Annotated in this window: 20 protein-coding genes and 1 other RNA gene; 11 read left to right on the top strand and 10 right to left on the bottom strand. The window is 40.3% G+C overall.

The features are described from left to right. Positions 1–41: 41 nt before the first annotated feature. Positions 42–1664, top strand: coding sequence for an NADP-dependent glyceraldehyde-3-phosphate dehydrogenase (locus U0R10_RS04805; protein ID WP_377982811.1), 1623 nt, complete (start codon positions 42–44; stop codon positions 1662–1664). A gap of 49 nt (positions 1665–1713) precedes the next feature. Here the strand turns inward: U0R10_RS04805 and U0R10_RS04810 are convergent, their stop codons facing one another. Beyond that, positions 1714–3327 carry an ABC-F family ATP-binding cassette domain-containing protein gene (locus tag U0R10_RS04810; protein WP_377982812.1) on the bottom strand — a complete coding sequence of 538 codons (1614 nt, stop codon included), beginning with the start codon at positions 3325–3327 and terminating at the stop codon, positions 1714–1716. Positions 3328–3428: 101 nt separating this feature from the next. Here U0R10_RS04810 and U0R10_RS04815 point away from each other — a divergent pair, with 101 nt between their 5' ends. Continuing rightward, positions 3429–4163 (top strand): DUF3822 family protein, encoded by a 735-nt coding sequence (locus tag U0R10_RS04815; RefSeq protein ID WP_377982813.1) that lies wholly within the window; start codon positions 3429–3431, stop codon positions 4161–4163. Then, positions 4156–4614: a pantetheine-phosphate adenylyltransferase gene (gene coaD, locus U0R10_RS04820; RefSeq protein ID WP_377982814.1), complete on the top strand. Its 459-nt coding sequence runs from the start codon at positions 4156–4158 to the stop codon at positions 4612–4614. The genes U0R10_RS04815 and coaD overlap by 8 nt, the downstream gene beginning before the upstream one ends. On the opposite strand, the gene U0R10_RS04825 is transcribed toward coaD, so the two are convergent. Next, a complete protein-coding gene (locus U0R10_RS04825; RefSeq protein ID WP_377982815.1) occupies positions 4593–5294 on the bottom strand; it encodes an NUDIX hydrolase in 702 nt (233 codons plus the stop codon). The two genes, coaD and U0R10_RS04825, sit on opposite strands and share 22 nt — an antisense overlap. 95 nt (positions 5295–5389) lie before the next feature. Between U0R10_RS04825 and pyrE the strand changes: the two genes are divergently transcribed. Continuing rightward, the gene (gene pyrE / locus U0R10_RS04830; protein ID WP_377982816.1) at positions 5390–6028 is read left to right on the top strand and encodes an orotate phosphoribosyltransferase; all 639 of its coding nucleotides are present in this window, start codon (positions 5390–5392) and stop codon (positions 6026–6028) included. Between the two features lies 1 nt (position 6029). On the opposite strand, the gene dprA is transcribed toward pyrE, so the two are convergent. Further along, positions 6030–7133 (bottom strand): DNA-processing protein DprA, encoded by a 1104-nt coding sequence (dprA, locus tag U0R10_RS04835; protein ID WP_377982817.1) that lies wholly within the window; start codon positions 7131–7133, stop codon positions 6030–6032. A gap of 31 nt (positions 7134–7164) precedes the next feature. Then, positions 7165–7488, bottom strand: a complete 324-nt coding sequence (locus tag U0R10_RS04840; RefSeq protein ID WP_377982818.1) for a MerR family transcriptional regulator — start codon at positions 7486–7488, stop codon at positions 7165–7167. 107 nt (positions 7489–7595) lie between these two features. Here U0R10_RS04840 and alaS point away from each other — a divergent pair, with 107 nt between their 5' ends. Genes alaS through U0R10_RS04860 form a run of 4 tightly spaced genes read left to right on the top strand, consistent with a single transcriptional unit; the run spans position 7596 to position 13243 of the window. After that, positions 7596–10223 carry an alanine--tRNA ligase gene (gene alaS, locus U0R10_RS04845; protein WP_377982819.1) on the top strand — a complete coding sequence of 876 codons (2628 nt, stop codon included), beginning with the start codon at positions 7596–7598 and terminating at the stop codon, positions 10221–10223. A gap of 1 nt (position 10224) precedes the next feature. Then, a complete protein-coding gene (locus U0R10_RS04850) occupies positions 10225–11199 on the top strand; it encodes an aminodeoxychorismate synthase component I (protein WP_377982820.1) in 975 nt (324 codons plus the stop codon). Between the two features lies 1 nt (position 11200). Continuing rightward, complete coding sequence (locus U0R10_RS04855; RefSeq protein WP_377982821.1) at positions 11201–11800, top strand: aminotransferase class IV; 600 nt, start codon at positions 11201–11203, stop codon at positions 11798–11800. A gap of 9 nt (positions 11801–11809) precedes the next feature. Then, positions 11810–13243: an ATP-dependent DNA helicase gene (locus U0R10_RS04860; RefSeq protein WP_377982822.1), complete on the top strand. Its 1434-nt coding sequence runs from the start codon at positions 11810–11812 to the stop codon at positions 13241–13243. Here U0R10_RS04860 and ald read toward each other — a convergent pair whose 3' ends face one another. Next, positions 13244–14329 carry an alanine dehydrogenase gene (gene ald, locus U0R10_RS04865; protein ID WP_377982823.1) on the bottom strand — a complete coding sequence of 362 codons (1086 nt, stop codon included), beginning with the start codon at positions 14327–14329 and terminating at the stop codon, positions 13244–13246. A 205-nt stretch (positions 14330–14534) separates the two neighbouring features. On the opposite strand from ald, the gene U0R10_RS04870 reads away from it, so the two are divergent. The 3 genes from U0R10_RS04870 (at position 14535) to U0R10_RS04880 (ending at position 16584) form a co-directional block, all read left to right on the top strand. Further along, on the top strand, positions 14535–15008 hold the full coding sequence (locus U0R10_RS04870; protein WP_377982824.1) for an Lrp/AsnC family transcriptional regulator: 474 nt from the start codon (positions 14535–14537) through the stop codon (positions 15006–15008). 23 nt (positions 15009–15031) lie between these two features. After that, positions 15032–15401: a transfer-messenger RNA gene (gene ssrA / locus U0R10_RS04875) on the top strand. Positions 15402–15558: 157 nt separating this feature from the next. Further along, positions 15559–16584 (top strand): DUF6268 family outer membrane beta-barrel protein, encoded by a 1026-nt coding sequence (locus U0R10_RS04880; protein WP_377982825.1) that lies wholly within the window; start codon positions 15559–15561, stop codon positions 16582–16584. Positions 16585–16641: 57 nt separating this feature from the next. Here the strand turns inward: U0R10_RS04880 and U0R10_RS04885 are convergent, their stop codons facing one another. The 5 genes from U0R10_RS04885 to U0R10_RS04905 all read right to left on the bottom strand — a co-directional run bounded on the left by U0R10_RS04885 (position 16642) and on the right by U0R10_RS04905 (position 21831). Then, positions 16642–17121, bottom strand: a complete 480-nt coding sequence (locus U0R10_RS04885) for a DUF2147 domain-containing protein (protein WP_377982826.1) — start codon at positions 17119–17121, stop codon at positions 16642–16644. 72 nt (positions 17122–17193) lie between these two features. Beyond that, a complete protein-coding gene (locus U0R10_RS04890; RefSeq protein ID WP_377982827.1) occupies positions 17194–18588 on the bottom strand; it encodes an aminopeptidase P N-terminal domain-containing protein in 1395 nt (464 codons plus the stop codon). Positions 18589–18596: 8 nt separating this feature from the next. Beyond that, positions 18597–20087 (bottom strand): hypothetical protein, encoded by a 1491-nt coding sequence (locus U0R10_RS04895; RefSeq protein ID WP_377982828.1) that lies wholly within the window; start codon positions 20085–20087, stop codon positions 18597–18599. Positions 20088–20092: 5 nt separating this feature from the next. Beyond that, on the bottom strand, positions 20093–20647 hold the full coding sequence (locus U0R10_RS04900; protein WP_377982829.1) for a hypothetical protein: 555 nt from the start codon (positions 20645–20647) through the stop codon (positions 20093–20095). 74 nt (positions 20648–20721) lie between these two features. Beyond that, entirely contained in the window at positions 20722–21831 is a 1110-nt protein-coding gene (locus tag U0R10_RS04905) for a glycoside hydrolase family 88/105 protein (protein WP_377982830.1), read from the bottom strand. Positions 21832–21833: the final 2 nt, after the last annotated feature.

Consider the following 21833-nt stretch of genomic DNA (forward strand, 5'->3'; position numbering starts at 1 on the left):
ACAAAGAATAGAACTTTGTATTCGAAAATAAGATGAAGCAAATGCAAGCAATTGAATTAGAAAAGCTGTTTCCTGATGCAGCAAGTATCCCAAAAGAATTTGACCTAACAAGTCCCATTGAGCAACGCGAATACTTAGTTAATGGTGAAATGCGTCAATGGTCAGGGAAAACCCAAGATGTTTGGTCTCCTATTTACATCAAAACCGATAAAGGTTTCGAACAAAAACGTATAGGATCGTATCCAATTACAGATGCGACTGATGCCATGGAAGTTTTATACGCTGGTGTTAAAGCCTATTCGAATGGCCGTGGAGAATGGCCGTCGATGTCGGTAAGTCAGCGCATCGAGTGTGTGGAGAAATTCACGCAAAAGATGATTCAAAAACGCGATGAAGTTGTCAATTTACTCATGTGGGAAATTGGCAAATCATTAGCCGACTCTCAAAAAGAATTTGACCGTACCGTTCAATACATTTATGACACCATCGGTGCATTAAAAGATATCGATCGTACATCATCTACTTTTTTAATTGAAGAAGGAATTATTGGCCAAGTAAGACGTTCCCCTTTAGGTGTCGTTTTATGTATGGGACCATTTAACTACCCATTGAATGAGACATTTACAACGCTCATTCCCGCATTAATCATGGGTAATACGGTACTTTTCAAACCACCGAAACACGGTACTTTACTACACTACCCATTATTGGAAGCATTCAAGGATTCCTTTCCTGCAGGTGTAATTAATACACTTTACGGTCGTGGAAATTCCATCATTCCACAATTAATGGAATCTGGAAAAATAGACGTGTTAACGTTAATTGGATCTTCGAAAGTTGCCGATAAGCTGAAGAAAATGCACCCGAAGGTTAACCGCCTACGTGCCATATTAGGTTTGGATGCCAAAAATGCAGCGATTGTAACCGAGAGCGCGCAGTTGGACAATGCAATTAATGAATGTCTCTTGGGATCATTATCATTTAATGGCCAACGATGCACTGCGATCAAAATCATATTTGTTCATAAATCTTTGGCAGAAGCATTTAATAAAGGACTTGCTGAAAAAATTGAATCCTTAAAATTAGGTATGATGTGGGAACCTGGTGTTCAAATTACACCCCTACCTGAACCGAATAAACCTGCTTATTTGAAGGAATTAATCGAAGATGCCAAATTACACGGCGCCACAGTGATCAATAAGCATGGTGGAGAAAACTTTAAGTCAATCTTCTTCCCTGCCCTATTATATCCAGTGAGCAATAAAATGAAGGTATGGCATGAAGAGCAATTTGGCCCAGTGGTACCTGTTGTTCCATTCGAAGATATTTCTACGCCAATCGATTACATTCATGAGTCGTCGCATGGCCAACAAGTCGCTATCTTCGGTACAAATGTAAATGAAATTTCTGCATTGATTGACGAAACAGTTAATCAAGTATCACGTGTGAACCTCAATGCACAATGTCAGCGTGGACCAGATTCATTCCCATTCACAGGTCGTAAAGATTCTGCAGAAGGAACCTTATCTGTTACAGCTGCCTTGCGCTCGTTCTCTATTCGTACCGTAGTGGCTACGAAAGCGAACCAACTGAATAAAGATATTGTGAATCAAATTGTTGAGAACCAACAATCGAACTTCTTGTCGACACGCTTTATTTTGTAAGTATTCCTAGTAAACAAAAAAAGCCCTTGAAATTTCAAGGGCTTTTTTGTTATAGAGCAGCTCGCTGCGCTTTAACCGCAGGTTCGGTGATGAATTCATCGTAAGTCATCAACTTATCTAAGTATGATTTCGCGCCTAATTCAATCACGCGATTAGCGACCGTATTGGTTAGTTGGTGATCATGACACGTAAACAACATCGTACCAGGAAACTCCACCATCCCATTATTCAATGCGGTGATTGACTCTAAGTCCAAGTGATTGGTAGGCTCATCGAATAAGAGCACATTGGCGCCTGACAACATCATACGCGAAAACATACAACGCTGCTTCTCACCTCCTGAAATAACTGTACATTTTTTCAATGCTTCTTCACCCGAAAATAACATACGTCCTAAAAACCCACGAATGAAACTTTCATCCTTTTCTACGGAATATTGACGTAACCAATCCACTAAATTCATGGAATCATCCTTGAAGTAGTTGGCATTATCATTCGGCAAATACGTCTGCGTCGTCGTAACACCCCATTTAAACTCACCAGATGTTGCTTTTCCTTCACCCATCAAAATATCAAAAAGTGCTGTAATGGCTAGCGAGTCTTTCGCTAAAAATGCCACTTTATCACCCTTATTGATCGTAAATGAAAGGTTTGTGAATAAAGGAACTCCTTCTTCCGTCGTAGCGGACAAATTCTCTACGCTTAGTAATTGATCACCCGCTTCACGCTCCGGCTTAAAATTGATAAATGGATACTTACGAGACGAAGGTTTGATATCCTCAACTTGTAATTTATCCAACATTTTTTGACGTGAAGTCGCTTGTTTTGATTTAGCGACATTGGCAGAGAATCGACGAATAAACTCCTCTAATTCCTTACGCTTCTCATCCGTCTTTTTATTCTGATCAGAACGCTGGCGTGCAGCTAACTGCGAAGATTCATACCAAAACGTATAGGTACCTCCATACAGTTGAATCTTACCAAAATCTAAATCGGCAATATGTGTACAAACATTATCTAGAAAATGACGGTCGTGAGATACGACAATGACTGTATTTTTGAAATTTTGTAAGAACCCTTCTAACCATAAAATGGAATCAATATCCAAGTTGTTCGTAGGCTCATCCAACAATAATATATCTGGGTTACCGAAAAGTGCTTGTGCTAAAAGTACTTTGACTTTTTCAGATCCATTTAAATCACGCAACAGCGTATAATGTAAATCCTCCTTAATCCCTAAACCACTTAATAAAGTCGCCGCTTCAGATTCTGCCTCCCATCCATTCAACTCTGCAAATTCAGCTTCTAAATCTGCCGCCTTATTACCATCCTCCTCAGAGAAGTCCTCTTTCATGTAAATCGCATCCTTTTCAAGCATGAGGTCATACAATCTTTTGTTCCCCATGATCACCGTTTGCAACACTGGAGACTCTTCGAATTCGAAATGATTTTGCTTTAAAATGGACATCCGCTCACCAGGATTCATACTGATGCTTCCCGTTTGTGATTCAATCTCACCTGAAAGAATTTTCAAGAAAGTAGACTTTCCGGCTCCATTTGCCCCAATTAAACCGTAACAGTTTCCTTCTGTAAACTTGATATTTACTTCTTCAAATAAAACTCTTTTCCCAAAGCGCAGGGATACATTTGATACTGATAGCATGAAAGAATGGATTAAATAGGGCGCAAAATTACTCAATTTGTGCCTAGAAAAAAAGGCTAAATCATATCAAAATTGCTATTTTTTTTGCAATTTCGGGCAATTTGAAAAATCAACCAGTGAAAGGAAATACCATTCCCGTTCAAGCAAAAACTCCACTTTCGATTTCGATCCAACTCGAAAAAGCGGGTCTTCGATTTAAAATGGAGACACTTGAACAAATATTTCCATGGAACACTCCGGTGACTAAGCTAAAGAAATGGCTTTTAGACCAATCCATTCAAATAAGATTAATCCAACAAGTTTCTGTTGAGCTAACAACTGAATTATTCTTATTGATTCCACAGGAATTTGATTCCCCACTCTATCGATTGGGATTCCTAGAAAAGGCTTTAGGAGAAAGTGTGCTGGATGGACATGAGGTACATGAACAACCGGCAGATTTTGCCCAAGCAAACCTCGTATATTTAATTCCGAGCGTTTGGAAAGACTTTTTAGCCTTAACTTTCCCCACAGCAAATATTCAGTATACACACTTATTGGGGAATGAATTAGCCAAAACAAAAGCTTATATATACCCCCGGATTCAGCTACACATGTTTGAAAAATCGGCATTAGCCATTTTAATCCAACAAGGCAAATTACATTTAGCGAATGTGTTCCCGTATGAATCACCTACAGAATTGGCCTTTTATTTGCATTCAATTCGGGAAGCTTATTCACTTCAGTGGAATACGGAAACATTTCAAATAAAAGGGCCTGAGCGTACGAATACTAAGCTGATTCAAGGTTTGATTGACCTACAAATACCACTAGAACCCATTTCACAACATGCGTAAAACAGCATTTTTTCCTGGCTCATTTGATCCTTTTACAAAAGGACATGAAGATATTGTCTTGCGAGCACTCACCTTATTTGATGAGGTTGTGATCGGTATTGGTCAAAATTCAAATAAGTCCCGCTATTTTTCATTAGATAAAATGAAACATTATATCGAGACAACGTTTAAAGACAAACCTGTTCGGGTAGTTACCTATCAAAACTTGACTGCGAATGTAGCGAAGGAAGTGGGCGCGAAATTCATCATCAGAGGACTTCGAAACACGACTGATTTCGAATATGAAAACTCCATTTCACAAGTGAACAGACATATCAACCAGGAATTGGAAACGGTATTCTTGATTACGTCACCTCACTTAGCGCCGATTAGCTCAACGATTATTCGTGATTTGCATCGTTATGGAAGCGAAATTGGGGAATATTTACCTTATACTTTGGACGGAATCTGAGATTGATTCACAATGAATTGTTGGATTACATAGCGAATAGAGCTATACGTATCTGAAACAGCTTTATTCATTTTAGCTTGGGAAATCCATTCCACGCGTTCAATATTCTCTTCCAACTGGGGCTTTAACTTTCCAGACTGCTTGGATTCCATCACATACCATTTAGTTTTTTTCAAGATGCGTTCATTCTTGAAAGAATAGGTATGGTAGGTTGTACAGACTTTTGATTTTAGCTCCGCGACCACATTGCATTCCTCTAAGACTTCACGTACAGCAGCGTATTTGAATGACTCATTTTTCTCAAGTTTTCCTTTAGGCAAATCCCATTTACCTAAGCGGTGGATCCAAAGAACATCATTTTGTGGATTAAGCACGACACCACCGGCTGCTTCAATAACTTGATAGAGCGAGCAGATACGCTTCTTAAGTTCTTTTTTTTGATCCGTTAAAATATATAACGAATGAAAATCGAAAGGCTTGTCGGCATGCAACTCCGTAATAATTTTCTCTATTTGGTCTGGCCCCACGTTCAACAAGCAAGTATGCCCTTTGAAGTCTGCAATTTTAATCGGCTTCAAACGTGCATCTAAAATCACGTCGTAATCTTCCATCGGAGGATACGAACTATTTTTTGACTTTTTGATTAATCGAATGGGGCGATCGTTTATAAAAATGACCATGAATGGATATTAATTTTGGCAAAAATAGAATTAAATACTGATAAGATAATCTGAATACTTATTTTTGTAAAATCAATTTCAGATCAAACTTAAGCATGCATAATTTAACTATTTCACAAGAAGTCGCGCATCATTTATTACGTATTCAAGCGATTCAGTTACGACCAGACAATCCATTTACCTGGGCATCAGGCTGGAAATCACCTATTTATTGTGACAATAGAATCTCACTTTCAGATCCTGAGGCGAGAACATACATCAAAAACAGCCTTTCCGCAGCCATTAAAGGCTATTTCAAGGACGTTGATGTCATTGCAGGAGTTGCTACAGCTGGCATTGCACAAGGTGCTTTAGTGGCAAATTTATTGGATTTACCATTTTGCTATGTTCGTCCTGAGCCTAAAAAGCACGGGATGGGAAATCAAATTGAAGGAAGCATCCAGCCAGGTCAAAAGGCCGTATTAATCGAAGATTTAATTTCTACCGGCGGAAGTTCCCTAAAAGCTGCTGATGCTTTGCGCGCTGAAGGTGTCGAAGTTTTAGGCATGGTGGCCATATTCACCTACGGTTTTGAAATTGCTTCTGAAAATTTCAAAAATGCGGGTGTCCCATTTTATACGCTCAGCAACTACGATGTGCTCGTGGAAGAAGCGGTTAAATTAGACTATATCTCAGAAACTCAATTGGTCACCCTGCAAGATTGGCGTGTGAACCCAAGCGAATGGCGTAAATAAACTATTTTACCCGATACATGTAACCAGGTAGGGCTTTCACCAAACCTTGGAACTCCAGATTTAATAAGGTAATCGCCAAATCGGTTACCTTTTTTTGTGCCCGCCAGGCAAGTTGATCCAACGAGCATTCCCCCTGCTTAATGAGTATAGCCATGAGTTGAGATTCATCTTCTGTTAATCGGTTCCATGTTAAAGCTTTTTTTGGTTGCACGCGATCACCTGCTTCTCCCCAATTCATCTGTAAGGCTAATGCTTCCCAACTCGTATAAATAGTCGCTTTATGTTTTTGAATTAAGGCATTACAACCTTCTGAAAATATTTTTTCCAAATTTCCAGGAACCGCAAATACCTCTCGATGGTAATTATTGGCATAATCAGCCGTGATTAGGGCTCCTCCTTTTTCAGCTGCCTCGATGACGACAGTTGCATCTGTCATCCCAGCAATGATTCGATTACGCAATGGGAAAAAACGCGGATCGGGCTTTTGATGTAAGGGATATTCAGATAAGACACCACCACATTGCACCATTTTATCCAAAAAACGTTTATGCTTAGCCGGATAAACATAATTGAATCCACCGGCCAGCACAGCTATATTCTCTAATCCTAAGTCAATGCAATGTTTATGCACTTCAATATCAATTCCATAAGCAAGACCGCTCACAAATACGACCGGACAACCGATAGATTGTTCAATGAGCGATTGAGTCATTCGCTTACCGTAATCAGTGGCTTTCCGTGTGCCCACAACTGCTAAACTTCTCTCTTGATTCAAATCGGAACTTCCTTGATAATATAAGACCAATGGCGCATCATAGATATGTTTTAATCGATCCGGATATACATCATCTAAATAAAAAAGGATGGTAATTTGACTTGATTCGCATGCCCGAACAATCGATTCAGCTTCCTGTAAGTAGGTCTTTTGAAATACAGACTCCGCTAAAATGGGACCTATATGGGGAATTTTTTTCAGCTCAGTGCGTGAAGCTTGAAAAATAGCAGCAGCAGATCCCGCATAAGATACGAGCCTTCGTGCATTGACAACACCGATTTGTGGAATACGTGATAGGGCAACTTGATAGAATTTTTCGGAGGATTGCATGGACTAGGATTTCCACGAAACTACGCACCTACTATTCTAATTCCTGAGATAAAACTTGTAAAAAATCACGAATATCAGTCAACTGATTTATGACAGCCTGATTTGGGTTTTTGACAGCCCCTTTATTGTTGAGTGCTTGTTTAGCTCCTTCAATCGTTAAGCCTTTGACATCAATCATGTCCACTAATACCTTGATTTTTTCGATGTCAACCGGCGTATACTTACGAATTCCGGTCCCTGTACGCTTTGGTAAGAGGTGTGGAAATTGTGCTTCCCAATACCGCAATTTGGATGTATTGACTTTAAATAGCTTAGCTACTTCAGAAATCGAATAATATTGCTTATCTAAATCCATGCGAGGAATCAATAAAATCAACAAAAAAACCTAATTTTGCGATTCTTGTCTAAACAAAAATAAACAAGAGGACGCATTAAACCAATCCATTACCAAAATTAGCCCAAATGACTTCTTCGGAGATCCGCCAACAGTTCTTAGATTTTTTTCAATCTAAAGGCCACTTAATTGTTCCTTCAGCCCCATTGGTAGCTAAGAATGACCCTACCCTATTATTCAATAATTCAGGTATGGCCCAATTCAAGGATTTTTTCTTGGGTAACGGAACACCTCCTTCGAAACGTATCGCAGACACGCAAAAATGTCTTCGCGTTTCAGGAAAGCATAACGACCTGGAAGATGTAGGATTCGATACCTACCATCATACCATGTTTGAAATGCTAGGTAATTGGTCATTTGGTGATTATTTTAAACAAGAGGCACTTACGTGGTCATGGGAATTACTGACAGAGGTATTCAAATTACCCAAAGACCGTATCTATGTCTCCGTTTTTGAAGGTGATAAAAAAGATGGTGTACCTTTCGATCAAGAGGCTTTCGATATCTGGAAAGCGATTGTGGGTGAAGACCGTATCATCTACGGAAATAAAAAAGACAATTTCTGGGAAATGGGCGAAACAGGCCCATGCGGACCATGCTCAGAAATCCATATTGATTTACGTGATGCAGACGAGGTTGCCAAAGTATCCGGTAAATCCTTAGTTAACGCAGATCATCCGCAGGTCGTTGAGATTTGGAACAATGTATTCATGCAATTTGAGCGTATGTCGGACGGTTCATTAGTTCCACTACCCAATAAACATGTAGACACGGGAATGGGTTTTGAACGTCTGTGCATGGCGATTCAAGGCAAGCAATCCAATTACGATACCGACGTTTTTCAAGGAACGATTCAATATCTTGCTCAAAAAGCAGGCAAGCAATACGGGGATGAAAAATGGGCAGATATTGCACTACGCGTAATTGCTGACCACATTCGTGCCATCGCTTTCTGTATTGCTGATGGCCAGTTGCCATCGAATGCCAAAGCTGGCTATGTTATCCGCCGCATATTACGTCGGGCTGTTCGTTACGGCTATACCTATCTAGGCTTCAAAGAGCCATTTATGCACAAATTAGTCCCTTTATTGGCCAAACAATTCACCGGTGTATTTGATGAATTAATTGCCCAAGAAGCATTCGTTGCCAAAGTGATTTACGAAGAAGAGGTATCTTTCTTGCGTACCTTATCCACAGGTCTAATTCGCCTTGATAAATTAATGGAAGACTGCTCCGGCAAAATTCTTTCAGGCGATGACGTATTCGAACTAAATGATACCTACGGCTTCCCGATAGATTTAACGGCATTAATTGCACGTGAAAAAGGCATGGATATCGACGAAGCTGGATTCAACAAGGCTTTACAAGAACAAAAAGCACGCTCACGTAAAGACGCAGGGGCAAGTGCGGAAGATTGGATGATTGTTCGTGAAGGAGAAGAAGTTTCATTTGTAGGCTACGATGAAACTCAAACAAACACACAGGTTTTAAAATATCAAAAGATTCAAAATAAAGGTGGCGTACAATATAAAGTTGTCCTAGAAACAACTCCATTCTATGCAGAATCAGGCGGACAGGTAGGTGATACAGGAACCTTAACATTCAAGCCGTCTGGTATTACTTTACAGGTACTTGACACGAAGAAAGAAAACGACTTGATCGTCCACTTTTTAAGTGATGCGCGCATTGAACAAGTAGCTGGAGATGCAGAGGTGATCGCTCAGATTAATACGCATCGGAGAAGAACAATTACACAAAACCACACAGCAACGCATTTACTGCAAGCTGCTTTACAAGAAGTATTAGGTAAGCACGTGGCACAAAAAGGATCACTCGTCAATGAGGCCTTGTTGCGTTTTGACTTTTCTCATTTTCAAAAAGTCACCGACGAAGAAATTCTACAAATTGAACAAATCGTTAATGCCAAAATTGCCGAGAACATTCCCTTGTTAGAAGAACGCAATGTACCAATCGCACAAGCGAAAGAAAAAGGAGCCATGGCGTTGTTCGGTGAAAAATATGGCGATTTTGTCCGTGTCATTACCTTTGACAAGAACTATTCGGTTGAACTTTGTGGAGGGACACACGTGCCATCAACTGGTGAAATCGGTTTATGTAAAATCATTACAGAAACATCTGTTGCGACGGGTGTTCGTCGGATTGAGGCGATTACGTCCCAACAAGCCTATGCACTTTTAAGCGAGCAAGAGGCTGTAATTGGTGAATTAAATGCTTTATTAAAGGCTCCAAAAGATTTGGTGAAGGCGGTAGCAAACTTGATTGAACAAGCGAATAGCTTGCAAAAAACGGTTGCCAACTACCAAGCGAAAGAAATCGGAGGTTTAAAAACTGAACTAGCTAAGCAAATTAGTTCAGCATCAGGAATACCAGCTTTAATCGCTCAGGTCAACGTACCCAATGCTGACGCTTTGAAAAACGTAGCATTTGATTTGCAAACAGAAGCTGGAAGTTTATTCTGTTTACTCGTAAGTGAAATAGACGGCAAAGCTAGTTTAGCCTTAGCCATTTCGAAAGATTTAGTAGATTCCAAATCACTAAATGCCGGCACCATTGTTCGCGAATTAGCGAAAGAAGTACAAGGTGGCGGTGGTGGACAAGCCTTCTTAGCTACAGCTGGAGGACAAAACCCTGCTGGATTAGCTAAAGTTCTTGAATTAGCGCATAACTATTTATAGGATGTTTCCATCCATTCCCCTCGTACCTTTTGCAGAAGTATCTGAACAAATGGATACGTGGGGAATGCTAGGTATACCCTTCCAATTTTTCATCAGTTATGATGGTACGCAGGCCTGGGCAGGATCCAAGCAAGATGCCGAAAAACTAGGGATTCAAATTCAAATCCGACAAAAACCAAGTGGTAGTGGTCAGCATGTGCATTTCGTAAAATCCCCCATTTCCCTTGAAACCTATCGGCACAAATTTGAATATGTCCAACAGGAACTAAAAAAGGGAAATTCGTTTTTGGTTAATTTAACGGCTGAAACACCTATTCAAGTAAATGTGCCATTGCAAATCATTTTTGATAAAGCACATGCAGCTTACAAAATGAAATGTGCAGAGCAATTCATCGTTTTTTCCCCTGAATGCTTTATTCAAATTAAGGATCACAAAATATATAGTTATCCAATGAAGGGAACGTCTTCTGTACGATTAAACCCGTCCAAGGACACCTTAATGGCAGATCAAAAAGAACAAGCGGAACACGCTACTATTGTGGACCTAATCCGCAATGATTTAAGTCGGGTGGCCTTTCCTATTCAAGTAGATTCCTATAAATACACGGAACAGGTAAAAACGAACGAGGGTGATTTGTGGCAAATGTCATCGCAAATTTCAGGATTTCTTCTTCCCGAATTACAGGGGAAAATTGGATCTATTTTGCGTGAATTACTACCTGCAGGCTCTATCACAGGAGCTCCAAAAGCCTCTACTATGCAAATCATTGCTGAGGCTGAGCAATATGATCGTGGATTTTACACAGGAATTATGGGTGAATTTGATGGCCAAAATATAGACTCTGGCGTCATGATTCGATTTATTGAACATAAATCGGGCCAACTGATTTTCAAAAGTGGCGGTGGAATTACCGTTTTTTCAGAACTTGAAAAAGAATACAACGAACTCATTCAAAAAGTATATCTCCCCTTTTAATATGTTTTCATTTTTAGAAACTATTTGTGTGCAAAACGGTCAGGCCCAACATCTTGACTTCCATCAAATGCGTGTCAACGAAACATTTGATGCCTTCTTTCCGGAGTGGGAACCCTTTGATGTACGGGATGAAATATCAAAAATTGACTTACCGAAAGATGGCATACATCGCTTACGGATTACATATACGGAGGATCCACAAACTGTGGAGCTTTTCCCATATGAAGCTACAGTGATCCAAAAATTCACGTTGGTGGATAGCGGCGAGATCGATTATGGCTTCAAATGGGCAGAAAGAGGATTTTTTCGGCATATTTTGGAGGCACACCCCTCAGCAGATGAAGTAATCTTTCATAAAGATGGAATTATTCAGGACTGCACCATCGCTAATTTAGCTTTCTTGAAAGATGGTGTTTGGTATACACCTGAAGCTCCGATGCATTGGGGAACGACACGTGCCCGCTTATTGGTTGAGGATCAAGTAGAAGAAACTGATATTTTAGTTTCTGAATTAGATCAATACGAGCGAATTTGCTTGATTAATGTTTTTCGTCCACTTTCAATCGAAAACTCCATTGCGCTACCCGGGGCTATTGTGTAAATTTACCTTATGAGTATTGCCAAAAGCCCAGCTTTCTTACTAAATCAAAAATTTCCCTTCGAACCTACGCCATCGCAGTCGGCATTATTTTCGCAATTGGATAAATTTATTGTCAACGAAGATGAGTGGTCGGCATTAACATTCATCATCAAAGGATACGCTGGAACGGGTAAAACCACTGTCATTTCTACCTTAATTAAGATTTTAGGTACCTTCAGTTATAAAACGCAGCTTTTAGCGCCTACGGGCCGTGCTGCCAAAGTGATGGCTAATTACTCCAAAAAGAAGGCATTCACCATCCACAAAAAAATTTACAGACAGGTAAGCAACCCGCATTCGGGAACATTATCCTTTCAACGCATGCCTAACTACGCCACGAATACCGTGTTCATTGTTGATGAGGCATCCATGATTACGGATGATTCTGATTTTGGCCAAAATAGTTTATTGACCGATTTAATCGAATATGTCTTTACTAATCCTGAAAATGGACATACTGGCAATAAGCTAATCTTTGTAGGTGATACGGCTCAATTACCACCCATTGGTAAAATCCTTTCGCCTGCCCTTTCCGCGGATTATATTGCGAAAGAATTTCACATGGAAGTTAAGGAGCATGAACTAACGGATGTCATGCGTCAGGATATTCACTCCGGGATATTGTACAATGCGACAAACTTACGTGGCTTATTAGCTCAAAACTCCACGGCAATCAAGTTTAACACGGCTTCTTTTAAAGACTTTTTCCGCATGACGGGGGAAAAAATGGAGGATGGCATGCAGTACGCCTATCGGAAATTTGGGAAAGAGGAAACGATTGTATTGACGCGGTCTAACAAAAGTGCGGTTCAATTCAATGAGTTTGTTCGGAGGACCATTTTGTATCAAGAAGATGAGATTTCATCGGGAGATTTATTAATGATTGTACGCAATAATTACCATTGGTTAGATGAAGATTCACCGGCTGGTTTTTTGGCCAATGGCGACTTTGTGGAAATCATGAAAATCAAGCGGGAGGAAGAAATGCATGGAATGCGGTTTTTAACGGTAAGCTTACGACTTTGTGATTACGAAGAGCATCCGGAAGTGGAAGCCAAAATCATGCTCGACACCCTGCACTCATCTGAGTCTGCCTTAAGTAAGGAGGCGAATAAAAAGCTCTATGATTCAGTTTGTGAAGATTATGCGCACATTCAAAAGAAAAAAGAGCGCACGGAGGCAATCCGAAAGGACCCGTATTTGAATGCGTTACAAGTTAAATTTGCTTATGCATTGACCACCCATAAATCTCAGGGTGGCCAATGGAAAGCTGTTTTTATCGATCAAGGCTATTTAAAAGAGGAACAAGTGGATGCCGAATATATTCGTTGGCTTTATACCGCCATCACCCGTGCGACGCATGAGGTGTTTCTTGTCAACTTCCACGCCAATTTTTTCCTCTAACTACAACGAGAAGGCTGCCGCTAAACCAGGATGGTATAACTTCCCATCGTAGATTGTCAAACCTTTATTTAGTGCATCATTAGACGAACAAGCATCTTGGTACCCTTGATTCGCTAATAAAAGTACGTAAGGCAACGTAGCTTGAGTCAGCGCCATCGTAGACGTTTGCGGCACTGCACCAGGCATATTCGCAACACAATAGTGCAGAATTCCGTCTACTTCATAGACAGGATCTTCGTGGGTAGTTGGATGACATGTTTCAATACAACCACCTTGATCCACAGCTACATCGACTAGCACCGTACCTGGTTGCATGCGCTTTAAATCTTCCTTTTTAATGAGGTGTGGCGCCTTAATTCCATGCAGGAGCACGGCACCCACAAGTAGATCTACGTTAGGCAAATGTTCTTGAATGGCATGCGACGTAGAATATTGGGTATGTACATTGGCAGGCATGACATCACTCAAATAGCGTAAACGAGCTAGATTAGTATCCATGATGGTGACGTTTGCACCTAAACCGGCAGCCATACGTGCGGCTTGTGTTCCTACGACCCCACCTCCCAGAATTAACACATTGGCAGGCTTTACTCCAGGCACACCGCCGAGCATTTTTCCTTTTCCACCTTGTGGCTTACCTAAAAAATAGGCTCCTACTTGGATAGCCATCCGACCAGCTACCTCCGACATCGGAGTTAGTAAAGGCAAAGATCTGTCGGCTAATTCGACGGTTTCGTAAGCGATGCACGTTGCCTTACTTTCAATCATGGCATGTGTCAGTTCTTTCGAGGCGGCAAAATGAAAGTAGGTAAATAGAATTTGCTTCGGTTTGATGAGGGGATATTCGGAAGCCAAGGGCTCCTTTACTTTAACAATCATATCCGCGATGGCATACACCTCTTGTGGAGTACCTAAAATGTGTGCACCAACAAGCTCATAAGCTGAATCACTAAATCCAGAACCCAAACCTGCTTGGGTCTCTAGGTACACTTGGTGGCCAGCGGCAATCAAACTTTGAACACCGGCAGGTGTAAGACCAACGCGCGATTCTTGTTTTTTAATTTCTTTGGGAACGGCTATAATCATGATTTGGTTAGGTTTAAAAAAGAACAGCCAACGAAAAATTCGCTGGCCGTTACCTTTGATGAAGTATAATACATTGCAAATATATACACAGCCATAAAATTTATGGCATACAGCCAATAAATAAGGAAAATAATAGAAATAATCATAATTTTGAAGAAAATATTTCCGAAAATAGGTCATTAATTACTTGTAAACCGAAAACTTTATGGCGATTAAATCAAATTTAGATAGCCTAGATCTACAGATTTTAAAAATTATCCAGGTGAATAGCCAAAAAACAATCAAGGAAATTGCTGAACAGGTGAATCTATCTCTTAGTCCTACGCACGACCGGTTGAAACGCTTAGAATCGGAAGGCTACATTCAAGGTTATGTTGGCATTTTGAATCGCAAAAAATTAAATCTTGGCTTATTAGTGCATTGTCAGGTGACATTAGAAAAACAAAATCGAGATAATTTTTCTTCATTCGAGGCTTCAATTAAGGCTTTTCCTGAAGTAATTTCTTGCCATTTGGTTTCAGGAAATTTCGACTACTACTTGAAGGTAGTGACAGAAGATGTAGAAAGTTACAATCGATTCTACCAAGAACATTTGGCTGTTTTACCTTCTGTTGCCCACATTTCAAGTTTATTTGTGATGGACGAAATTAAATCGACGACCGCGCTACCGCTGAATTAATTACGTATCTTTGCAATCTTATTGGGACTGACCGGTTTTGACAGCTTAAGCAGATCGGTTGTAAGCACGTCAGGAGTTGTAGGCATTTCCTGTAAATAAAACCTTCGAATTATAGCTGGCAATACTTCGTATGCCATGGCTGCTTAGTCTGATAGACTAACCAATTGCCATCGTTCCACCCCGGCCAAACTCTGCCGCTAGGGATCCTGGAGCGTCGACCATGCAGAGTCGATGATTGCGATTTCACTAAGCGATCATTAGTATCCAGTGAATAAGTGGTCAATAAGGTCTGATCTGAACCTGTTGGCCATCGAAAATCGATCAAATCTAAACGTGTAGAAAGCTTCCGGTTTCTAGGTTTGGACGAGGGTTCGAATCCCTCCAGTTCCACAAGTAAGTATTTTTCTAAAGGCCCAGTGTTTCGCTGGGCCTTTGGTATATAGAATAGTCAACTGAAAATAGCAAGCCCTAAGAAAATAGTATAGGGTAACAGCATAATTTTGAGTGATTTACCAATATATTTACAGCCATAAAAAGCAACCCTATCGCTATGAAGAAAATAATTACCTTATTATTACTCGCTGTTTCTACAGGAGTTTACGCACAGACTGACACCACTGAAGTTTTCGAAGATTACAGTCAATATGCTGACCCAGAGGGAGTTACTAGATTTTGTACGCAAAAAGTTTTAAATCAAACACCCCAGCGAATCATTAGCATTGGGTATGATTATAATGCCGGATTTCACATGCCAGGCATACGTTTCAGCGAATCAAATACGATCCCACAAGAGTTTCATGTAAACCGTGTCAATATGCTTCGCGCGCAGGTGAATGTTCCTGTCATTGCCACAAACAAATTTATATGGCAGTTGGGCGCCAATTACTGGTCCTCCCAATTTGAATTTGAGAACAACAAAACAAATAACCCATTTGTATCCAGCCTTCAATCTAATGCGTTAGTGAGCACAGGTATAAACACAACCATTTTCAAACCACTTAATGAGCGGAATTTCCTAATTCTTCAAGCGAGTGCCGATATCAATGGTGTATTCCCAAAGCTTGGCGATATTGATTCAAAAGCCTTAACCTTAAGCGCAACCGGAATTTACGGTTGGAAAACCTCCGAATCAAACATGATTGGTACCGGTATCGCCCGTACTTACCGTGCCGGAAGATTGATTTATGTTCCCGTAGTACTTTGGAATAAGACCTTCAATGATCGCTGGGGAATGGAGCTTTTGTTGCCTGCAAAAGGATTTTTACGCTATAATTTCTCTACTTCTAGTATGTTACAGCTTGGCTTTGAATTAGAAGGAAATCAATTTTACACCAAGTTACCTCAAAGTAAAAATGGTGAAGGATTCATTCAGCGAGGAGAATTTAAACCACGCATTATGTGGGATAAAAAAATCACAGGCTTCCTTTGGTTTAATGTGCAAGCGGGATTACGCTACAACTATCGATTTGATGTCATGAATAAGTATGATGGCAAGGAAGATGCCGACAGGTTTTTCACGAGCCCGATGGGCAACCCGATGTACATAAACTTTAGTTTAAACTTCGTTTCTCCCTAACAAAAAAAAGGCTTCAAAAATTTGAAGCCTTTTTTTTATGTCCTAAAGAAAATCAGGTTACTTAACTTGGCGCGTCCAAGTATCCGTTCTACCAATTAACGAAACGCCGATATATCCACGAACCTCTAACGTATTTGCGTTAATCAGTTTCATTGTAGATGAATAGGTATTCCCGTTCTTGGGATCATAAATATTTCCCTCATCCCACACATTATTTTCTTTGGGCACAAATCCCCAAATATTAATCAAGCCTAAAACAGGTCTTTTTTTGGCGGTTTCATCCGACTGATTTTTGTCTAATTTGGGTTTTCCTGTTTCAGGATCTATCGGCTCCTTCAACCAAACTACCTTTCCTTGGTACTTCTCACCATTCTTGTAAATACGAACCATCGCATTACCCTCACCTGTTTTCCATACCCCTACAATGGCATCTGGATTATCTGGCAACGTGATAAATGACGAAGTAGTCGTCAAAACAATTAAACTAAACAATCCAAACATCATAGCTCGGAAATTAATCGATAATTTATTTTTCATTTGTCAATTTTTTATGATGAAATAAAATTAAGAAACTAAACTAATAACACAAATACATAAAAATATTTAATACTACTCAAAGCGACTCCGCTCCTTGATTAATTTTTCGATTTCGGCCGTTGACCGCGGTGAACCCGCCGACAAATTCTCATTCCCGGTTGCTGTAATCAAAATATCATCCTCAATTCGCACACCAATATTCCACCACTTTTTATCACAATTACTTCCAGCAGGAATGTAAATCCCTGGTTCAACCGTGACAATAACTCCAGGGGCTAAGGTCCGCGGCCCCAAATCATGCACGTCCAACCCCACATGGTGTGAAGTGCCGTGCGGAAAGTATTGTCGGGCATCTTGTTTAGATGAGACAATACCTAGGCCAACTAAACCCGTGTAGATCACTTCGCGTGCTGCAGCATCTACTCGGTCATGCGGAATGCCTGTTTTACACATGGCAATCCCCGCATCTTGTGCTTTTAAGACCAAATCATAAATAAGTTTTTGTTCAGGCGAAAAACGACCATTGGCAGGAATGGTTCGGGTCACATCAGCCGTATAGCCATGATATTCAGCCGCACAATCACTTAACAAAAGATCACCCGCATTCACCTGTTTCAAATTAGTCGTATAATGTAAAACACAGGCATTTTCAGATGCACCCACAATACTTGGATAACCAGGATATTCAGAGCCACTCGCCTTAAAATGATACTCCATAATGGCTTGGGCTTGATATTCCTTCATTCCAGGGTGAATGGCCTTCATGACTTCACGATGGCCCAACGAACTTATTTGGCTTGCCTTACGCATCAAAGCAATTTCCTCAGGCTGCTTAATTCCACGCAAGGAGCTTAAAATTTGAATTGTAAATCGCGATGCCAGCGGCTTTTTTAAGGAAACTATACTACTATCCACCACATTCGCCATGCGAGCTAAGGGATCTAATCTTCGCTTATACTTCGTAAAAATAGCCTCATCCCGGTATAGGGAATAAACGGAATCAACCGTGGACAAATCAAGTGTATTGGGTGTAAACTCATCATTCGCAAAAACATGTTGAATCTGATATTTAAGCTTCACACCAGCCTCACCTAAAATTTTACCCGTCCATAATTCTTTATATGGATCACGCTTTTGAACAAAAATAAACTCAGTACCCGTTTGATTTAAGAGGGTAACCGGACGCTTAAACATCACCAAAACGGCATTTGGCTCGTGTAATCCAGTAAAATAATAGAAATTCTTATTCTGCGCATATTGATAATCCACATCATCATTACGAACACGCACCTGAGAAGCAAAAAATATAGCCACACCCTTATCTGACATAGCCGCCTTAAAGGCATCCCTCCTTCCCGCATGAAATGCAGGACTCAAATAATCTTGCGGATAATCAGCCGAATTTTGCGCTGAGATCAAGAAAGAACTTAAACAGAGTGCTAAAAATAGCACGAATTTATGCGACATAGGAATAGCTATTTAATACGAAAAGAAATGATTGGATTAGATGGAAAGGTACGGTCAACAGTAACCGAATCTACTCTGTGTTGAATTAATGACCAATTCTGCTTCCATACCGTCGCGGAACCAGAAACATTGATAATAGGCAAATTTAACCGTTTAGATAACGCAAATAAACGATTTGTTTGAACCGAATCTTGCAAATCGACCCAAGTAACAAGCGAATGATCCGCATCTAAGTTGCGTAGGTAGTAGTAATTCCAACTGTCAAAATTGACAATCGCCGGTTTATCTACCTTCGTCTTTTTAACTAATTCACGGTAATCAGTTCGAAGCGATTCATGTGCTTGCGAATGAACCAGATTAATTCCAAAAACAAGCATATTCAATGATAGCCATACCATCAAACTTTTCAGGTAAACCGGACGCCTACCATCAAACCAAAAGCCCAATAAAGGAATGAATAAAAATACCGTATGATGTCCAAATCGAATTTTACCCAATACTAAAAATGTCAAAGCCATGACAACAAATGCAGCCAGATACCACCTAGCTTTTGCATCTGCATGTTTGAATTCCATTACAATTAAGCCAACAAATACAATTCCAAACCAACTCAAACCATTCCATATGTTGGCCTGAATGAAATCATAATAATTCAAATGGCGCAACACATAAAAGCTAAAGTCAAACTGGTTTACAATCGTATTTAATACGATTCTCCGCTCCTCCCAAAAAGTATAATCACCTGACGATGCTAACACCTTAATAAATGGGAGTTGGAAATTTCCCAATTCCACCGACTGAAATTGACGAACACGAATATCGGCCAACAAATAAACCAAAACGAACATACTAAACCCAGCTAATGCCAAGCCCATTTTAATCAGAAAGTCGCGTTTCAATATTGCCTCAAACGACAGACGATTCAATGAGAAAACCAATACACTTGGCATTAAATAGACAAAAAACAATTTGTCATAAAAAGCTAAGGACCACAAGAAGGAAAGACAAAAGGCTGCGAGCCAACCGAACTTTGGGTGCGCTAGTTTATGGGTCAAATGATAACTAAGTACAAAAACCACTAATGCTACATTGACAGGACCAGCATCCCGCAATACAGCGAGGTAAATTGGCAACAACAAAAACAAAAACCATTTTCCAGCGCTTGAAAGCGAAAATGTCCGTAGGATCAAGACATACAATAAGGCTAAGGAAAGCAAGGAATAAGCCATTTTAGCTTCAATGATAGGCAATGAAACATAAAAGGGCCAAAGTAGAATCCCTTGCAAATTACCCGTATATAAAAACGGAAAATAGACCGAAAGGCCTAAAGGAAAGAACTTTTCGTAGGCACCGAATCCCTCCTTAAACGCATTAAGTTGGAAATTTGGTAATTGATACGCTAATGAATGGAAATGTAAAAACTCATCTTGGTGGAATGGTAAATAGGCATAAAGAATCGCTGAAACAATACCGAAAACCAACCAATAGCTATACTTCATATGAATTAAATTCGGCGTTTTAGCCAATACCCCAACCAAACACCACAAAGACTCCAGGAAACTAAGGCATCCAACAAGCGAATTCGAATATCAAACATCGGATACCAAACATGCTCCAAATATACCTCATTTGAGAATCCTATCAATCCGACCAGTATAGAAAGAACGAAAATAGTTCTAGGCGTGGGCAATCTGAGTTGATTAATAATCCAACAAAGCAGGAAAACGATTAATATATCCACCGTTAAACTACGGGCCAGACTCATCCCCCAGGTCATATCATACGCACCATAATAGCGAATTTGTGCCCATGGCTTCCCTGTGGCACTTTTTGTAAACGATTCCATCGCTTCCATCGGTTGGCCCGGCGCCATGCGCGGCAACATATACCCACCTGGTTTTTCCAAATGTTTGGCTAATTCGCTTAAAACTGAATATTGAGCCGCTGTGTATTGTTGGTCTGACTCATGTAAATTGAACGCCACCTGTGACAATGATTGCCAAATAAATAATATAAGACCACCAACAAGCGCTCCGATAATTGACCGATTTATCTTCATCTGAAATAGGTTAGAGACGACAAAGATATAAAAAATCAAAAAGACTGAAAACCAATGGATTAAACTTCAAAAAATCACTTTGCTTTTAACAATTCTGAACCAGCAAGCAAAAAACAACCAAGACCAAAATCTTCGAAGTCAGGCACATGATCAAATGTCACTGGCTGCGAATCTTTAGGCTCTTTCCCGGTGCCTTGGACAAAACCCAAAAAACCATTGGGATGTACACATGATGACATGCCTTTCCAAGCATGATCAATGATTGGTCTATATTTTTTGGCAGGCAATATTCCTTTCCGAACTCCCCAGGCCATGCCATAGACAAACAAAGAGGTACCAGTCAATTCCGGTCCTCCAAAATTAGTTGGGTCCATCAAGGAAACATTCCAAAACCCATCCGCCCGCTGCAACGGAGGCAAGGCCTCAGAAAGTGCTATAAAATCGGCAAGGTACTCCGCACGGTGTGGATCATTTTCCGGTAATAAATCGAGCGTTCGCACTAAAGCGGCATACACCCAAGCGCTTCCACGTGACCAATAGCAATTGGCACCATTCGGCTCTTTATAAGGAGGAACAAAATCTTTATCCCGCCACCACAATTTATCTACCGGATTGTAAAGACCCTTTCCGCCATGTTTGTATTTGGTAAACGCATACAAATCATACATCTTCTGAAAATAACGCCGATCATTATAAATCACGCCTAAACGCGTATAAACAGGCATACTCATTTGCAAACAATCAATCCAGGACCAATCATCCGCTTTTTCCGTTATGACCATATTGTCGATATTGGCTTTAATAGGCTTTATTCGTGCAGAATCGCCTGACATGAGGAACAAATCCATATACACCTGCCCACATGCTTGATCATCAGCATTGCGCGTTTTTACCCCATTTCGTAATCCCCACTGATGAAATTCTCCCCAATCAATCATGTATTTTAAATCAGACGCCTTCGGGTCTAGTTTATATAATTCAATCAAACCTTCATAATAGACCGATCGAGTCCAAATGTTAGATGGTCTTGTCCGATCGGGGCTGACAATTACTTGGCCCACATCCGGCCATTTTTGTTGGAAATAACGATTAGCCAAATGCATTTTCGCCAGCACTTGCTTTTTATTTGGCGCAGCTACAAGTGAAAAAGTAGCTAATAAACTTAGGAGAATAATCTTTTTCATCG

The organism is Aquirufa avitistagni, assembly GCF_042715545.1.
Classification (GTDB): domain Bacteria; phylum Bacteroidota; class Bacteroidia; order Cytophagales; family Spirosomataceae; genus Aquirufa; species Aquirufa avitistagni.

What these genes read in the sequence shown, in the direction of transcription:
- U0R10_RS04805 (WP_377982811.1), top strand. Translation starts at nt 42, where the DNA reads ATGCAAGCAATTGAATTAGAAAAGCTGTTTCCTGATGCAGCAAGTATC.
- U0R10_RS04810 (WP_377982812.1), bottom strand. Translation starts at nt 3,327, where the DNA reads ATGCTATCAGTATCAAATGTATCCCTGCGCTTTGGGAAAAGAGTTTTA.
- coaD (WP_377982814.1), top strand. Translation starts at nt 4,156, where the DNA reads ATGCGTAAAACAGCATTTTTTCCTGGCTCATTTGATCCTTTTACAAAA.
- U0R10_RS04825 (WP_377982815.1), bottom strand. Translation starts at nt 5,294, where the DNA reads ATGGTCATTTTTATAAACGATCGCCCCATTCGATTAATCAAAAAGTCA.
- pyrE (WP_377982816.1), top strand. Translation starts at nt 5,390, where the DNA reads ATGCATAATTTAACTATTTCACAAGAAGTCGCGCATCATTTATTACGT.
- dprA (WP_377982817.1), bottom strand. Translation starts at nt 7,133, where the DNA reads ATGCAATCCTCCGAAAAATTCTATCAAGTTGCCCTATCACGTATTCCA.
- U0R10_RS04840 (WP_377982818.1), bottom strand. Translation starts at nt 7,488, where the DNA reads ATGGATTTAGATAAGCAATATTATTCGATTTCTGAAGTAGCTAAGCTA.
- alaS (WP_377982819.1), top strand. Translation starts at nt 7,596, where the DNA reads ATGACTTCTTCGGAGATCCGCCAACAGTTCTTAGATTTTTTTCAATCT.
- U0R10_RS04850 (WP_377982820.1), top strand. Translation starts at nt 10,225, where the DNA reads ATGTTTCCATCCATTCCCCTCGTACCTTTTGCAGAAGTATCTGAACAA.
- U0R10_RS04855 (WP_377982821.1), top strand. Translation starts at nt 11,201, where the DNA reads ATGTTTTCATTTTTAGAAACTATTTGTGTGCAAAACGGTCAGGCCCAA.
- U0R10_RS04860 (WP_377982822.1), top strand. Translation starts at nt 11,810, where the DNA reads ATGAGTATTGCCAAAAGCCCAGCTTTCTTACTAAATCAAAAATTTCCC.
- ald (WP_377982823.1), bottom strand. Translation starts at nt 14,329, where the DNA reads ATGATTATAGCCGTTCCCAAAGAAATTAAAAAACAAGAATCGCGCGTT.
- U0R10_RS04870 (WP_377982824.1), top strand. Translation starts at nt 14,535, where the DNA reads ATGGCGATTAAATCAAATTTAGATAGCCTAGATCTACAGATTTTAAAA.
- U0R10_RS04880 (WP_377982825.1), top strand. Translation starts at nt 15,559, where the DNA reads ATGAAGAAAATAATTACCTTATTATTACTCGCTGTTTCTACAGGAGTT.
- U0R10_RS04885 (WP_377982826.1), bottom strand. Translation starts at nt 17,121, where the DNA reads ATGAAAAATAAATTATCGATTAATTTCCGAGCTATGATGTTTGGATTG.
- U0R10_RS04890 (WP_377982827.1), bottom strand. Translation starts at nt 18,588, where the DNA reads ATGTCGCATAAATTCGTGCTATTTTTAGCACTCTGTTTAAGTTCTTTC.
- U0R10_RS04895 (WP_377982828.1), bottom strand. Translation starts at nt 20,087, where the DNA reads ATGAAGTATAGCTATTGGTTGGTTTTCGGTATTGTTTCAGCGATTCTT.
- U0R10_RS04900 (WP_377982829.1), bottom strand. Translation starts at nt 20,647, where the DNA reads ATGAAGATAAATCGGTCAATTATCGGAGCGCTTGTTGGTGGTCTTATA.
- U0R10_RS04905 (WP_377982830.1), bottom strand. Translation starts at nt 21,831, where the DNA reads ATGAAAAAGATTATTCTCCTAAGTTTATTAGCTACTTTTTCACTTGTA.